The organism is Sphingobacterium haloxyli, from assembly GCF_002980525.1.
GTDB classification, from domain to species: Bacteria; Bacteroidota; Bacteroidia; order Sphingobacteriales; family Sphingobacteriaceae; genus Sphingobacterium; species Sphingobacterium haloxyli.
Map to the genome: position 1 here is coordinate 367,930 of NZ_PVBQ01000003.1, position 14,970 is coordinate 382,899.

A 14,970-nucleotide genomic window follows, 5' to 3' on the forward strand; every position below is an offset into this window, starting at 1 on the left:
AGTTAAAATCAATTGTCTTATTTATAGTCTGCCCAAAATTTCACAGTATCTGTAGCTCTTTTCCATTCATGAAGTAATGGTTGGTATTTCTTTTTTGTATCGGCAACAAATGTTCTTTCCTCTTGCCATAAAGTTTGCAGCTGATCAATATCTTTCCAGAATCCGACGGCTAGCCCTGCCAAAAATGCGGCACCCATAGCTGTGGTTTCTGTAATGGCCGGTCGAACAACACTAGTTTTTAAAATGTCTGCTTGAAACTGCATGAGGAAGCTATTTTGGGTAGCTCCGCCGTCTACCCGAAGTTCGCGGATTTTTGATCCGGAATCCAATTCCATTGCTTTTAGAATATCGTAGGTTTGATACGCAATACTCTCTAACGCGGCTCGTGCAATATGTGCATCATTGGAACCGCGCGATAATCCAAGGAGTGTGCCTCTGGCGTCTGGATTCCAGTGTGGTGCACCTAGGCCGGAAAACGCTGGAACCAAATATACGCCGTCTGTGTTGTCTACGCTCATGGCAAGTTGTTCGATCTCACTCGCCTTTTTTATAATGCCCAATTCATCCCGTAACCATTGGACAACAGCGCCACCGATAAAAATACTTCCTTCAAGCGCATAGTTGACTTCTTTGCCAATTTTCCATGCGACAGTCGTTACCAATTTGTGGGTAGAGATAACCGGCTTTTTGCCGATGTTCATCAACAAAAAACAGCCGGTGCCATAGGTGTTCTTTACCATGCCCTTTTGTGTACATAACTGGCCAAACAAAGCAGCTTGTTGATCGCCGGCGATACCGGCTATAGGAATCGGTCTGGCGCCTAATGTTGTACTTGTTTCCCCATATACTTCAGAGCTATCGCGCACAGCGGGCAGCATGGATGCGGGAATATCAAAGATGCCTAGAAGCTCCTCGTCCCAAGATAACGTATGGATGTTGAAGAGAAGGGTACGTGAAGCATTGGTGACATCTGTAATATGCTTAGCGCCGTCGGTTAGGTTATAAACAAGCCAAGAGTCTATTGTACCAAAAGCCAGCTCGCCTTTTTCGGCTAATTTACGCGCTCCCTTAACATGTGTAAGTATCCAATTGATTTTGGAGGCTGAGAAATAAGAATCGATTAAGAGACCGGTTTTTTCTTGTATCGTTTTAGCCAAGCCTTTTTCCGTCATCGACTGACAATAGGCAGCAGTACGTCTATCTTGCCAAACAATAGCATTATGTATAGGTTCGCCTGTTTTCCGGTTCCAAACAACGGTGGTTTCACGCTGATTCGTAATGCCGATGGCTTTGATGGCGTCCAGTTTTATATTGGCTTTTGCAATAACTTCCGTCAGTACGCTGAGCTGTGACGACCATATTTCCTGCGCATCATGTTCAACCCAGCCTGACTGGGGAAATATCTGCGTAAACTCTTTTTGAGCAATATTTTCGATTTCCCCCTTCTTATTAAAGAGGATCGCTCTGGAACTTGTTGTGCCCTGGTCTAGCGCTAAAATAAATTCTTTCTTCATTCGTATAATACGTTTAAGACTTTATCCCCGTGCGGGATCATTGTGGTTGCTTACTTCTTTTGGAGACAATGTATAATTTTTTACTAAAAGTTCATAATCCGCTAGCTCTCTATTTATCCATTCGTCGTCTTTATCAAATTGTTCTGCCATGATTTTAGCTATTAACGGAGCCGCTTCCAAAGATGCTTTTGCATCTAATAGCAATAATCGGATACGTCTGGCAAGAAAGTCTTCTACCTTTACGATCATTTCGTTTTTACAAGCCCAAATAACTTCGGCAATCCTAAAATCGTAGTCTTTATGGATTTTTTCCGAAAGGGCAGGGTTATTTTCCATCAATTTTTGGATAGCTATCATGTCTGAGCCGTACACCTGCCAATGTCCGGGATATTTGTCTTCTGTATATCCATGTAGCGGCAGTTCATGAGTTTTGCATCGGCTTTCGGGAAGATTCCCTGTTTTAATCGCCAAATCTATCGTTTCCTCCGCCATTTTTCGGTAAGTTGTCCATTTGCCGCCGGTAATCGTGATAAGACCTGACTCAGTTTTGATGAGCTTATGGTCTCTGGAAATTTCTTTTGTGCTGTTGCTGCCGCTATTTGTGGGCGCTGCCAATGGTCTTAGACCAGCAAATACGCTACGTATATCTGTGCGAGTAGGGGCGTTTTCCAAATATTTGTCCGCGGTTGAAAGTATGAATTCGATTTCTTCATCTAGTGGTCGGGGTTCAATCTGGTGTTCGTTCAACGGCGTATCTGTTGTTCCTAATAGGACTTTTCCATGCCAGGGTACACCGAAAAGAACACGTCCATCACTTGTTTCTGGTATCATGAGGGCGTCCTCATTGCCTAAGAATTTTTGATCAATTACAATATGTGCACCTTGGCTAGGACGTACAAGATTTTTATGTGTTGGCGTGTCTAACTTAAGGATATCGTCCACAAAAATTCCTGTGGCATTGATTACTACCCGAGCTTGCACCTCATGTATTGTTCCGCTTTCTCTTTCTACAAAATAAAGTCCATCTACTTTCCCGTTCGTGTCTTTGCGGATGGCTGTTGCTTCTGCGTAATTAAGTGTGACGGCACCGTATTCGGATGCGGTTTGTGCAAGATTTATGGCTAGGCGAGCATCATCAAACTGTCCGTCAAAATACTGTATGCCGCCGAGCAAACCTTTGGTCTTTACTTTAGGGATTTTTTCTATGACCTCCTTTTTGTTTAACAATGAAGATTTGCCGATACGTAGACTGCCTGCCATCCAATCGTATAGCTTAAGACCAATTAGAAATTTTAATTTGCTGAATACGCTATAGGATGGAATGACAAAGCGTTGTACAAACGAAACGTGCGGTGCGTTTTGGAAAATCAGACCACGTTCCTTCAATGCCGAATAAACGAGTTTGATGTCGCCGTTAGCTAAATAACGTACACCGCCGTGAACCAATTTAGTGCTCTTGCTTGAAGTGCCTTTAGCAAAGTCATATTTTTCAATCAAGAGGGTTTTGTAACCTCTGGCGGCGGCGTCGACAGCAATGCCTAATCCAGTGGCTCCGCCACCGATGATGGCAACGTCCCATGTGGTAGTGCTTTTTATTGTATGTATCGCTTCGGTTCTTTTAAAAATCATTTTGATTCGTTTCGTTAGGATTTTTGTTGTGAGGTAAAAATAGTAAAAAACGTAAACAAACGAAACTTTTTGAAGTTTTTATGGTGTTTTAATTTACTATTCGGTTGAAATGTGTATATTGGGCTATGAATAATGTAGAACGTCATCAGTTTATCATCAAGCAGATTGAGAAAAATGGCCATGTTTCTGTCGTTGATTTATGTGAAGAGTTGAAAGTCTCCTCCGTTACTATCCGTAAAGACCTACAGTTTTTGGAAGACGAAGGGATAGTCTTCCGGACGCACGGTGGGGCAACCAATGTAAACCCGTACCAGAAGGATCGTTCTATAAACGAAAAAGCACTATTACATTCGGATGCTAAAAAATGTATTGGGATAACGGCTGCGAAATTGGTCGAACCGAACGATTCCATAATTATTGCCTCTGGCACGACGATGCAATATTTTGCCAAGGAAATTGTACCTCAAGAACGTCTAACAGTGATTACGTCGGCCATCAATGTGACGATGGAACTCATTAAGCACGAAAGTATTGATATCATTCAGTTAGGAGGACCTATAAGGAAGACGTCTTCCTCTATTACTGGGCGTTATGCAGAAGATTTATTAAGTGATTTTTTCTGCTCTAAGTTATTTCTTGGCGTAGACGGTATTGATGCAGAATTTGGTATTACCACGACAAGCGCGCAAGAAGCGCTGTTGAATCGCAGAATGATGGAATCGGCGCACAAGGTGATTATTTTGGCGGACGCTTCTAAGTTTGATAGAAAGAGCTTGGGCAAGATTTCTTCCTTGTCAAAAGTAGATATGATTATAAGCGACAGTATACCTGTTAAATACCAGCAATTATGTGACAACCTGGGGATTGAATATAAAACATGTTAAATTCGAAGGTTCAACTAAACTGCTAACCTTTTGGTTATTTTCTGGTCGGCTGGAGGAGAAGCTTAGCTACTCGCTTTCTTCATCTGTGCTTCCAGTATCCCGTCGATGACAATGCTGATGTTTCCCAGTAAACTTGCATCGCGCCTTAGTTCCGAGAGCGTGACTTTCGTGTCTTCTCGAATCTTCGCCATGCTATACGTGTTGATCGATTGGATAATTGGGATAGTAATGTACTGCTTGGCCTCTGCAATTTTCCCGCCGAGTATGATTACTTCCGGATTGAATAGCTGTATAAGGGTGGCAATACCTTTGCCCAAGCTGTTTCCTAGTCTGGACAACATGCTTATTGCGAATTGGTCGCCCTGATTAGCGGCTTCTATAACGATATGCGGCTCTATTTCGTTGATTTCTTGCCCCGATAAGCGGTTTAGTAGCGAGTGCTGTCCCGACCTGATTCCTTCTTTTACCATTCTGGCAAGGGCGATTCCAGAAGCTACGGTCTCCAGACAGCCTCGTTTGCCGCAGTAGCACAAGGCGCCGTCGTCCACAAAAGGCATGTGGCCGATCTCACCGGAAAACCCCTTGGCTCCTTTTCTGACTTTTCCATCCATGATAATGCCTAAGCCAATCCCCCAGTCCAGTAATACGACCAGTGCGTCTTTTCGGTCTTTGGCTAATCCGTGACGAGATTCGGCAATGGTAGCCGATTTAACGTCGTTCTCTATAAATACCGGATAGGGAAACATCTGTTCGAGATTCTCTTTCAAGTTAAAATCCCCTTCGGAAAGGTAGGTGTAATTGATATATTCCTCACTACTGATCAGACCGGGCATACTCATTCCGATTCCAAGTATTTTGCTGGTATCAACGTTCAAATCCCGGATCAGCGCGTCAATAAAATCTCGAATCGTATTTAGGGCGGATATATCTTTGGAAATGGAAAGCGGTAGTTGTCTAATGCCACCAATGTTATTGTTATTGTTGTCAAAAATGGCTGCTCGTACGTGGAACCGCTCCATATCTATGCTTACAACATAGTAACAGCCATCCTTCAATCCATAGAGATCGGGTTTTCTTCCGCCGACAGACATACCCTTTCCTTTTTTTTCTATTAGGTCAAGATCAGTAAGTTCCGCCACCAGACCTTGGCACGTAGGATGGCTTATACCAAGTTTTGTAAATAGTTCTAGTATAGAGGACGGACCATTTTCGTATAACTGTTTTATTAAATTGATTTTTTGAGCATATTTTTTCCGGTCGACATTCCCCATGTCAACAATGTCCTGATCGATAGTGCCAAGTAAAGGGTCGGTTGGTGACATTTGATATACATTAAAAGCTGAGTTCTTTGAAATTTTTAATAAAGATAATTTTTATTTTTAAATTTTATACTAATTAGGTGATTTTTTTAAAAAAAATAATTGATGTTTTTGTTTTAGTGAAGAAAATAGTATAATTTGGCTTTTAAGAAATAGAGCAAGAGGATAAGCGTGAAGTTAATTTTTAGCTTGGTCAGAAAGACATATCTATGGCGAGGGGTCGTTATATCAGTGTCGTGAAATTGGAGAATTCATAATATAGCGGTATCTCAAATCATAAAGAATATTTAAAACCTAATTTAATCAATAAACAAGCATGAGTGAAAACAAAACATCAAGACGTAATTTTCTGAAGAAGACGTTGATTGGTGCGGCAGCTTTTACCATTGTGCCCAGACACGTGCTCGGCGGTAACGGTTTTCTCGCGCCTAGTGACCATTTAACGAAAGGAGTAATCGGTGTAGGATCCATGGGAAGGGGGCATTTCAAATATGCGGGTACAAAAACGGTAGCCATTTGTGACGTAGACACTAGACACTTAGCCATAGCACAAAAAGCTCTTGGAGGAGGAGTAAAAGAGCATCACGACTTTCGCGAATTGATCCAAAACTCAGAAGTAGATATTGTACATATCGCGACACCGCCACATTGGCATGGGATCATGGCCGTAGAAGCTGCTCGCTCTGGTAAAGATATCTGGTGTGAAAAGCCTATGACGCGGACTATTGGGGAAGGGAAAAAAGTAAAAGAGGCAGTAGCCCAACATGGGAATATCTTTAGGTTAAACACCTGGTTTCGCTTCGACGCCAACTTTTATGGTATGAATGTGCCCGTCAAAAAAATCAAAAAATTGGTCGATACTGGTATGTTGGGTTGGCCGTTAAAGGTAACGATCAGTAAGCACACGGGATTTGATTGGAAGTTTTATTGGGTAGGAAGGGAGAATCTACCTGTAGAACAAGCTCCCAAAGAATTGGATTACGAAATGTGGTTGGGGCCAGCAGCATATAAACCCTATAGCACGCACCGTGTACATACCACATTCCGTGGATATTGGGATTACGACGGTGGTGGACTAGGTGATATGGGGCAACATTATCTGGATCCCGTCCAATATTTTCTGGGTAAGGATCAAGAAAGCCCTGTAAATATAGAAGTAGATGCGCCACAACAGCATTCGGACGCTGTTGGAACCTGGAGAAAAATTACCTATACCTACGCTGATGGATGTCAGATTGTATTGGATGGCGCAGGTACCGAAGAAGGATTGGCTTATATCGAAGGGCCAAAAGGGAAATTGTATAAAGGATTCGTTTCCGATATTCCCGATATGGAGCGGAAACTGGCGCAATATCCCGATCCTGCTCCGCAGATGACGGATTTTGTGGAAGCCTGTCGCACCCGACAGAAATTTGCGTTGAATGAACAAAACGGTTATTATTCGGCCACACTGGTTAATTTGGGCTTAGCCGCCTTGCGTTTGAACCGAACGCTGAAATTTGATTCCGAAAAACAAATGTTTGTGGACGATGAAGCAGCAAACAGATTAATTGATCAACCTATGCGTGGTCCTTGGATTATCTAATTAACCTCTTGAGAACAAATGAAGAAAGTATTTAATACATTATCAGCCCTGTTGCTTATACAAATTGCGGCGTACGCCCAACAACCAGCAAACAGAACCTCAGCAACAAAAATTGCAGATGTGTTGGCGCAACAACCGGCTGAAGAAATAAATAAATTTACAGCTGCCATGAAGGAACTCCAAAACTTCACGGCAGAAGACATAGCAAATCTACTCACGGGATTGAAACCTCAAGGAGAAAATAATGCGGCAACGGAGTATGCGGCTAATTCCTATTCCTTTTATATTATGCAGCCCGGTATGGAAACGCGACGCGAAGTCTTTTCTAAAGGTCTTATATTAGCGTTGGATAGATTGCAAGACAAGGACAACAAGGGCTTTGTATTACAATTGATGCGACAAGCTTCTAAAAATGAAGCAATTGACGTGCTTGTTCCGTACTTGAAAGATGAATACCTAGTCGATAAAGCGGCGATGGCATTAAATGGCATCCGTACACTGGAAGCGGCTCAGGCACTGTCTAACGCGTTAGCATCATCGGCTTCTGAAAAAACAACGACAGCAATCGTAGGTGCCTTGGGTGATCTTCGCTCAAAAAGTGACGAAGAAGCTATTATTGCTACATTGGCACAATACACATCGGAGAACTACCAACGGAACGCTTATACTGCATTAAGTAAAATTGCTGGTACTAAGTCGGCTCCCCTGTTTTTGACAAAGCTAAAGGAAGTCAATTATCAATTTGATAAAAGCAATATTGGTGGGCTGACATTGGATTATGTTAACAATCTGTTGGATGAAGGACAGCAAAAACAAGCTATTTCGATCGCCAATATTATTGCTAAAGAAGCCGCAAAGGCAAAAGCTCCAACACTACAGGTGGGGGCATTAATATTATTGACGAAAGCTAACCCAACAAAAACACGTAAACAATTGATGAAAGCAGCGTTGAGCAACGATCCGTTGTATCGTGCGGCGGCATTGGATCTTTTGGCGGAAAATGGAACCGATGCGGATACCAAAAAACTGATCGGTACATTGCGGAAATCTTCGCCAGAGGTGCAGGAAAGTATCCTCAACTATCTCGCCACGGAAGGTACGGAAGCTCTCGTGCCAGATATTAAAAAATCGTTGGGTAACTTAAAGTATACAAGGGCAAAAATTGCCGGCTTGAATACGCTCTCTAAACTATCTAGTGATGGTAGCACGGATTATCTGATTTCAGAGTTGTCAAGCGCTGACGAAGCAACGACCAAAGCGATTGAAGCGCTGCTCCTGTCTTCCAAAGATGCAGATGTTGTTGAGAAAATAAACAACGCGGTTACAGAGACAGATACAAAAACGCAATTAGCACTGCTTAAAGTGTTAGCTACCCGCAGAAATGGCAATTCGTCCAAAGTGGTTTTACCGTTATTGACAGCTAGTGATAATAATATTAAAGTAGCTGCATTGAAAGCCCTACCAAATGTGGTAAATCTTGAAGATGTAGATACTCTGGTTGATGTATTGGCTAATATGTCAGAAAGCGATGCCCGTTATGTACAAGAGGCTTTGGTCATTGCTTTAAATACACATGTTGACAAGGATGCAAAAATACGTCAGTTGGCAGTGGAAACATTGCAAAGCCCGTCGCCGACCTCCGCTAAACTTTTCCCTGTATTTGCTGGCGTGGGTGGCGAGGAATCTTTGAAAACTGTCACAGGCTTTCTAAAAAATAACGAACTCAAAAATTCAGCCGTCCTAGCGCTTGCTAATTGGTCTGACCCAGAAGTATTGCCCGTGTTGATCGGGCTGTCCCGCTCTGAACGCGTCAGCGAACATTTTGGAGCTATTTTCAACGGTTTAATTAAGCACATTAATGCGAGTGAACATACAAATGAACAAAAAACGCTACTATTAAAGGATGCATTTGAACTTGCAGAAAGCACCGCGCAAAAACGTAGCGTATTGAGTAGCTTGCAAGCAACAGGTACTTATCAGGCGCTTATGTTTGCCGCAAGGCATATGGATGATAAGGACTTGACGGGTGCTGCCACAAATACGGCGATCAATATCGCGACAGACAGTTATAATTTTATTGGAACAGACGTCCGTAATATCCTGAATAAAGCGATGGAGAATCTGACGGGGAGCGAGAGCTCTTATTTAAGGGAAGCGATCATTCGCCACCTCACCGAGATGCCGGCAGGAGAAGGCTACTTATCTATATTTAATGGCACGGATCTTACGGGTTGGAAGGGACTTGTTGAGAATCCTATTAAGCGTGCCGCGATGTCTTCAAAAGAATTGGAGCAAAAGCAAGTTGCGGCAGATAAAAGGATGCGTGATAGTTGGAGAGCGGTTAAAGGTGAACTCGTTTTCTCCGGAGAAGGAGATAATATTGCTACCATAAAACAATATGGAGACTTTGAGATGCTGGTGGATTGGAAACTGGATCCTAACGGGAAAGAGCCGGATGCAGGTGTTTATCTTCGCGGTACTCCGCAGGTGCAGATATGGGATATCTCACGCACGAATGTAGGTGCGCAAGTCGGATCCGGCGGTCTATACAACAATAAAAAACATCCATCCACACCCTTGAAGGTTGCCGATAATGCTTTGGGCGAATGGAACACGTTTAAAATCCGGATGGTAGGTGAGAAAGTATGGGTATGGTTAAACGGTGAATTGGTTGTAGATAACGTAACACTCGAAAACTATTGGGATCGCAATCAATCTATCTTCCCTGTTGAACAGATCGAACTCCAAGCTCATGGTTCGCAGGTGTGGTACCGGGATATATACGTAAAAGAGCTAGCGCGCAAAGAAATATATACGTTGAGTGAGGAAGAAAAGAAAGAGGGCTTTGAGATGTTATTCGATGGTAATAACCTCGATAAGTGGACGGAAACGCCAGCTTACGAAGTAACACCGGAAGGACATATCAGAGCAAATCCGGATGCTAAGTTTGGTAAGAACCTTTATACAAGAAATGAATACGATGATTTTGTATATCGTTTTGAGTTTAAACTGACGCCTGGTGCCAATAATGGTGTAGGTATCCGTACCCCCTTAGAAGGGGATGCAGCCTATGCAGGTACGGAGATACAGATTTTAGATAATGATGCAGAGATTTACAAAAATCTGAAAGAATATCAGTATCACGGATCCGCCTATGGTATTATTCCCGCTAAACGTGAGGGTATGAAACCAATCGGCGAGTGGAATGAACAAGAGATCCGCGTTCAAGGCGACAAGATCAAAGTAACGCTTAACGGCGTGGTTATTCTAGATGGTGATCTTGCGGAAGCTTCAAAAAATGGGACCTTGGATGGCAAGAAACATCCCGGACTAAATAAGAAATCGGGTCATATCGGCTTTTTGGGACATGGTTCTGAAGTTTTCTTTAGAAATATACGTGTAAAGAGACTTTAGCAAATATTCTCTTAAAAATGAAAAGGAGTTGCTTTTTAAGTACCTCCTTTTCGTTTTTAAGACGTTTTTACTAATTATTGTCAATCGAATGCAAATCTTTTAGTACTGACAAACGTTTTATATTTACATTACTTTATTGATATAATAGTTGAAATATGTTTGATGTTGATATTAAAAACTTACTAATAGAGAGTATTGAATGGCATTTTATTGGGGAAATTGTCGTTCGTACCGCGATCATGTTTTTAATGATTTTATTGGTGCTCCGCCTGTCAGGAAAAAGAGGGGTACGTCAGCTTACCTTATTTGAGGTCGCCATTATATTGGGTTTAGGGTCCGCTGCAGGCGACCCGATGTTTCAAGAAGATATACCTATTTTTCACGCATTAGTAGTTTTTGCTGTTGTTATGGCGATATACAAGACACTGACATGGCTAGCCTCTAAATCACTTTCTGTCCATCGAATTTTGGAGGGTAAAGAAATGGCTGTGGTCGAAAATGGGGTATTTAGTGTAAGAAACGAGAAGGATAACGACTTCTCTACCGTAGAATTCTTTGCAGAATTGCGTAATCAGTCCATCGAACACCTTGGGCAGATTAGAACCGCCATATTGGAAACAGACGGCACAATCAGTGTGCTGTTTTATCCCGATCATGAAGTAAAGTTTGGTCTGCCATTATTTCCCGAAGCTTATCAAGAAGTCGATTTATCTCGCTGTAACGGCCCGTTAGCTTGTATGCATTGTGGGTGTATACAGCAACACAACAGCGTCCTTCATGACCCTACATGTCCTCGATGTCAACATGATAAATGGGTTGTAGCATTAAATACCAAACGGACGGTTTAGATAGATGCTGATCAACGGTAACATAAGGCCGGCCTGATATAAAGTAGATTTTTTTTAAGTAAATTGGTAAATAAATAAACTATTCAAGGGGTTTGGTTGTTGAACAAACAGTATCAATGAAACTTGCAGGGATTACTATAATTCGGATGCAGCGAGCTCATTATTCTTTGGAGCTTTTAACATTCGTAAATATTTATGCTACTGAGAAACAACAGGAAGTAAAGGTTAGAAGCTAAAATGGAAAAGACGAAAATATTATTGGCAGAAGATCACCTAGTCGTCAGAAACGGTATCAAGCTACTTTTGGACGCTCAAGATAACTTCGAAGTCGTAGGCGATGTTGGCAGTGGTAAAGAAATTTTGGATTTGATGGCTACTGGTCTAGAAGCGGATATTTTAATTACTGACCTAACCATGGATAATGTGGACGGACTGCAGTTGATTAAAGAACTTTATCAAAAAAATATCGGGATACACGTGATTGTATTAACAATGTTGGATGAAGAACAGTACGTGGCCCAAAGTTTCCGATTTGGCGCGAGGGCCTATCTGGTGAAAAATGTTGCGGCAGATGAAATGCTTTTCTGTATCAACCATGTAGCTAAAGGTGGGCGGTATTTGTGTGAAGAACTCGCTATGAAACTAGTGGATAAACTAATTAACAAGGAAGAGGCACAGTCTTGTAAGATAGATCCGGCGGAATTGTCACTTTCTTCGCGGGAGCTCGAGGTATTGGAATTGCTGGGTGAAGGGTTGACCAATTTAGAAATATCGAAGAAATTATTTTTGAGCAAACGAACAGTGGAAGGGCATAGACAAAGCTTAATTGATAAAACAAAATCAAAAAATACACCGGCTTTAATCAAATTTGCTATTCAAAACGGGTTATTAAAATAAATGAATGGAAAACATATTGACGGCAACCGTTATGCAAATAGACGAAAAAACGTTAAACGCGTGCGGTAAATTTATTCAAGCTCATGGATTAAAACTATTGTGCGCTGAAAGTATGACCGCTGGATATTTAGGTACTCTATGGTCGTTGGAATTTCACAGCGGCGACTATTTTTTGGGATCGTTGGTCTGCTATGATAACCAATGTAAAACCAAGTTGCTTTCTGTCCCAAGACATAAAATAGAAAAATATTGCGCCGAGTCCGCGGTAGTAACCTTGCGTATGTTGGATGGATTGTCAGCGAGCTCAATTCCTCGGGCGGATATTTTTATTAGCGTGACAGGGCTGGCTTATCAAACGAATAACCCGAAACAAAAAAGGGAAGTAGGCACTGTGTATTATGCCTTTCAGTACAAGAATGAAAAACGAATTTACAAAAAACAATTTTCTGGAGACCCGGGTAGTATACTTATACAAACTTGTAACAGTATATTTCGAGACTTAGTTGTTTGGTTGCCCGTCGTGATAATGAAGGCGGAAAAGCACTTAAATAATAATACATCAGCGATCGATTAGGGCCAATAAGAAAAATGAGAAGGTGCAGAACAAAAATGAAATATTCAGGTTATATAAGTGTACATTACATTAAAAGGAGGAAACAATGAATAATTTAACGTGGAAAGGTCGTTGGAACGAAGTTAAAGGAAAAGTTAAACAGGAATATGCAGATTTAACGGATGACGACTTGTTATATGCAGAAGGTAAGGAAGACGAATTGTTAGGGAGGTTGCAAAAGAAAACAGGGAAGACGAAAGAAGAAGTAGAGGATTGGTTAAATAGCATCGATTAGCACGCAAACCTGTTTATAGTTGAGCTAACAAGGTATGTTGGATGAAAAGGGGCGATCTTTGAAAAGACCGCCCCTTTTTTGTTATCTGATCCGTGACGGATAAAGAATACGTATTATACGGACCGTTGCGCCTTTCTACCCGAGTTTACAGCGTATTACTACCTAAAAGAGAAAAATTACGAACCAATACTGCCCTTGAACGTTCTATTGCAAACAAACAGAAATAAATTATGGCAAATACAAAGGGAAATGGCAATATGCCAAATGCGCATTTACACGAACTTCTAGTAGATGAGATGAAAGACATTATGGGAGCGGAACGTCAACTGCTAAAAGGACTGAAGAAATTAGCAAACGCTGCGAAGAATCCGACGCTTAAGAAAGCATTTGAAGAACATTACGAACAGACGGAAAACCATATTGAACGTTTAAAATCTGCTTTTTCTAATTTAGGACTTAACGGTCGAGGCAAAAAATGTAAAGCAATGGAAGGCCTTTTAAATGAAGCAGAAGAGATTACCGAAGAATTTGAAGATAGTCCAGAGGTGTTAGATGCCGCATTGATTGCTGCGGCGCAAAAAGTAGAACATTACGAAATTGCGAGTTACGGATGTATCGTCACGTATGCAAAATTGATGGGTCACACAGAAATAAAAGAATTATTAGGGCAGACATTGTCGGAGGAAAAAGAGACAGATGAATTATTGACCCAAATAGCTATGGAAGAGGCAAATATGGGAGAGACTGCTTAAGCGCATAAAAGAAAAGCCAGTAATCATCAACTGGCTTTCTTTTTATCCTGTATGAAATCGAAGATAGCAATGCCGTAGACGGAGTTCACAATTATCTAGAAATTTAAAATATATGCAATGCTAGCAATGAATTATCGAGGGCCTTTTCGTGTAAGAGCGGAGGATAAACCTGTGCCTGAAATACAACATCCCCAAGATGCTATCCTACAGGTAACGAGAGCGTGTATCTGCGGATCCGACCTGCATCTTTATCACGGGATGGTTCCCGATACAAGGGTCGGGACTACTTTCGGTCATGAGTTTATAGGCGTGGTACAGGAAGTAGGGCATTCTGTCCGCAACCTCAAAATAGGCGATCGCGTATTGGTCCCCTTTAACATCGCGTGCGGGCAATGTGTTTTCTGTAAACAGGGTCTTTATTCCTGTTGTCACGAATCCAACGCGATGTCGACAGCCATAGGGGGCGTATTCGGCTATTCCCACATCGCCGGAGGCTTCGATGGTGGACAGGCTGAGTACGTTCGAGTGCCCTACGCAAATATCGGGCCCACCGTGATTCCGGAGGGAATAGATGAAGAGGACGCCCTCATGTTGACGGACGTTTTACCAACGGGGTATCAAGCAGCGGAAATGGGAGGTATTAAGATAGGAGATACCGTTGTCGTATTTGGTGCCGGTCCTATTGGTATAACCGCTGCCCGTTGTGCCTGGCTTTTTGGCGCTGGGCGGGTTATTGTCATTGATCATCTAGAATATCGTTTGGAGTTCGCTAGAAAATATGCATCCTGCGAAGCCTACAATTTCAAATCTATGGACGATCCTGTATTATTCTTAAAGCGCATTACCGATTTCTTGGGAGCAGATGTCTGTATTGACGCCGTCGGGTCTGACGCGTGTGGAAACATGATGCAGACTATTACCGGAAAAAAATTGAAGCTACAGGCCGGATCTGCGACGGCACTCCATTGGGCAATTAATGCAGTAAAAAAGGGAGGGATTGTATCTATCGTAGGGGTCTATGGACCAACAGACAATCTTGTTCCTATTGGCAATGTGGTCAATAAGGGTGTCACAATACGCGCCGGCCAAACGTCCGTTAAACGTCTCTTGCCGAAGTTGATCGAGCATGTTCAAAACCGTGTACTCCGACCAAAAGATATTATAACGCATCGGTTCGCGTTAGAGGATGTAGCGGAAGCTTATCATATCTTCTCTGCTAAATTAGATGAGTGCATTAAACCTGTTTTAATCCCGCATCCGGTTCACTAAATGATATAGAC

General features: G+C 42.1%; 12 protein-coding genes. 9 read left to right on the forward strand and 3 right to left on the reverse strand.

Annotation, left to right across the window (positions count from 1 at the left end; all coding sequences use genetic code 11):
• Window positions 1-17: 17 nt before the first annotated feature.
• A complete protein-coding gene (gene glpK / locus C5745_RS05470; RefSeq protein WP_105715966.1) occupies window positions 18-1,514 on the reverse strand; it encodes a glycerol kinase GlpK in 1,497 nt (498 codons plus the stop codon).
• A gap of 21 nt (window positions 1,515-1,535) precedes the next feature.
• A complete protein-coding gene (locus C5745_RS05475) occupies window positions 1,536-3,143 on the reverse strand; it encodes a glycerol-3-phosphate dehydrogenase/oxidase (protein WP_105715967.1) in 1,608 nt (535 codons plus the stop codon).
• Between the two features lie 125 nt (window positions 3,144-3,268).
• On the opposite strand from C5745_RS05475, the gene C5745_RS05480 reads away from it, so the two are divergent.
• The gene (locus C5745_RS05480; RefSeq protein ID WP_105715968.1) at window positions 3,269-4,027 is read left to right on the forward strand and encodes a DeoR/GlpR family DNA-binding transcription regulator; all 759 of its coding nucleotides are present in this window, start codon (window positions 3,269-3,271) and stop codon (window positions 4,025-4,027) included.
• A gap of 62 nt (window positions 4,028-4,089) precedes the next feature.
• On the opposite strand, the gene C5745_RS05485 is transcribed toward C5745_RS05480, so the two are convergent.
• The gene (locus C5745_RS05485) at window positions 4,090-5,349 is read right to left on the reverse strand and encodes an ROK family protein (RefSeq protein WP_105715969.1); all 1,260 of its coding nucleotides are present in this window, start codon (window positions 5,347-5,349) and stop codon (window positions 4,090-4,092) included.
• A 313-nt stretch (window positions 5,350-5,662) separates the two neighbouring features.
• On the opposite strand from C5745_RS05485, the gene C5745_RS05490 reads away from it, so the two are divergent.
• The 8 genes from C5745_RS05490 to C5745_RS05525 all read left to right on the forward strand — a co-directional run bounded on the left by C5745_RS05490 (window position 5,663) and on the right by C5745_RS05525 (window position 14,959).
• Window positions 5,663-6,931, forward strand: a complete 1,269-nt coding sequence (locus C5745_RS05490; protein ID WP_105715970.1) for a Gfo/Idh/MocA family oxidoreductase — start codon at window positions 5,663-5,665, stop codon at window positions 6,929-6,931.
• 18 nt (window positions 6,932-6,949) lie between these two features.
• Window positions 6,950-10,345 carry a DUF1080 domain-containing protein gene (locus C5745_RS05495; protein WP_105715971.1) on the forward strand — a complete coding sequence of 1,132 codons (3,396 nt, stop codon included), beginning with the start codon at window positions 6,950-6,952 and terminating at the stop codon, window positions 10,343-10,345.
• A 155-nt stretch (window positions 10,346-10,500) separates the two neighbouring features.
• Window positions 10,501-11,193 carry a DUF421 domain-containing protein gene (locus tag C5745_RS05500; RefSeq protein ID WP_105715972.1) on the forward strand — a complete coding sequence of 231 codons (693 nt, stop codon included), beginning with the start codon at window positions 10,501-10,503 and terminating at the stop codon, window positions 11,191-11,193.
• Between the two features lie 237 nt (window positions 11,194-11,430).
• Window positions 11,431-12,090: a response regulator transcription factor gene (locus tag C5745_RS05505; RefSeq protein ID WP_105715973.1), complete on the forward strand. Its 660-nt coding sequence runs from the start codon at window positions 11,431-11,433 to the stop codon at window positions 12,088-12,090.
• Between the two features lie 4 nt (window positions 12,091-12,094).
• Complete coding sequence (locus C5745_RS05510) at window positions 12,095-12,664, forward strand: CinA family protein (RefSeq protein WP_105715974.1); 570 nt, start codon at window positions 12,095-12,097, stop codon at window positions 12,662-12,664.
• A gap of 85 nt (window positions 12,665-12,749) precedes the next feature.
• Entirely contained in the window at window positions 12,750-12,938 is a 189-nt protein-coding gene (locus tag C5745_RS05515) for a CsbD family protein (RefSeq protein WP_105715975.1), read from the forward strand.
• A 230-nt stretch (window positions 12,939-13,168) separates the two neighbouring features.
• Window positions 13,169-13,690 carry a ferritin-like domain-containing protein gene (locus tag C5745_RS05520; protein ID WP_105715976.1) on the forward strand — a complete coding sequence of 174 codons (522 nt, stop codon included), beginning with the start codon at window positions 13,169-13,171 and terminating at the stop codon, window positions 13,688-13,690.
• A gap of 117 nt (window positions 13,691-13,807) precedes the next feature.
• Window positions 13,808-14,959 (forward strand): zinc-dependent alcohol dehydrogenase, encoded by a 1,152-nt coding sequence (locus tag C5745_RS05525; RefSeq protein ID WP_105715977.1) that lies wholly within the window; start codon window positions 13,808-13,810, stop codon window positions 14,957-14,959.
• Window positions 14,960-14,970: the final 11 nt, after the last annotated feature.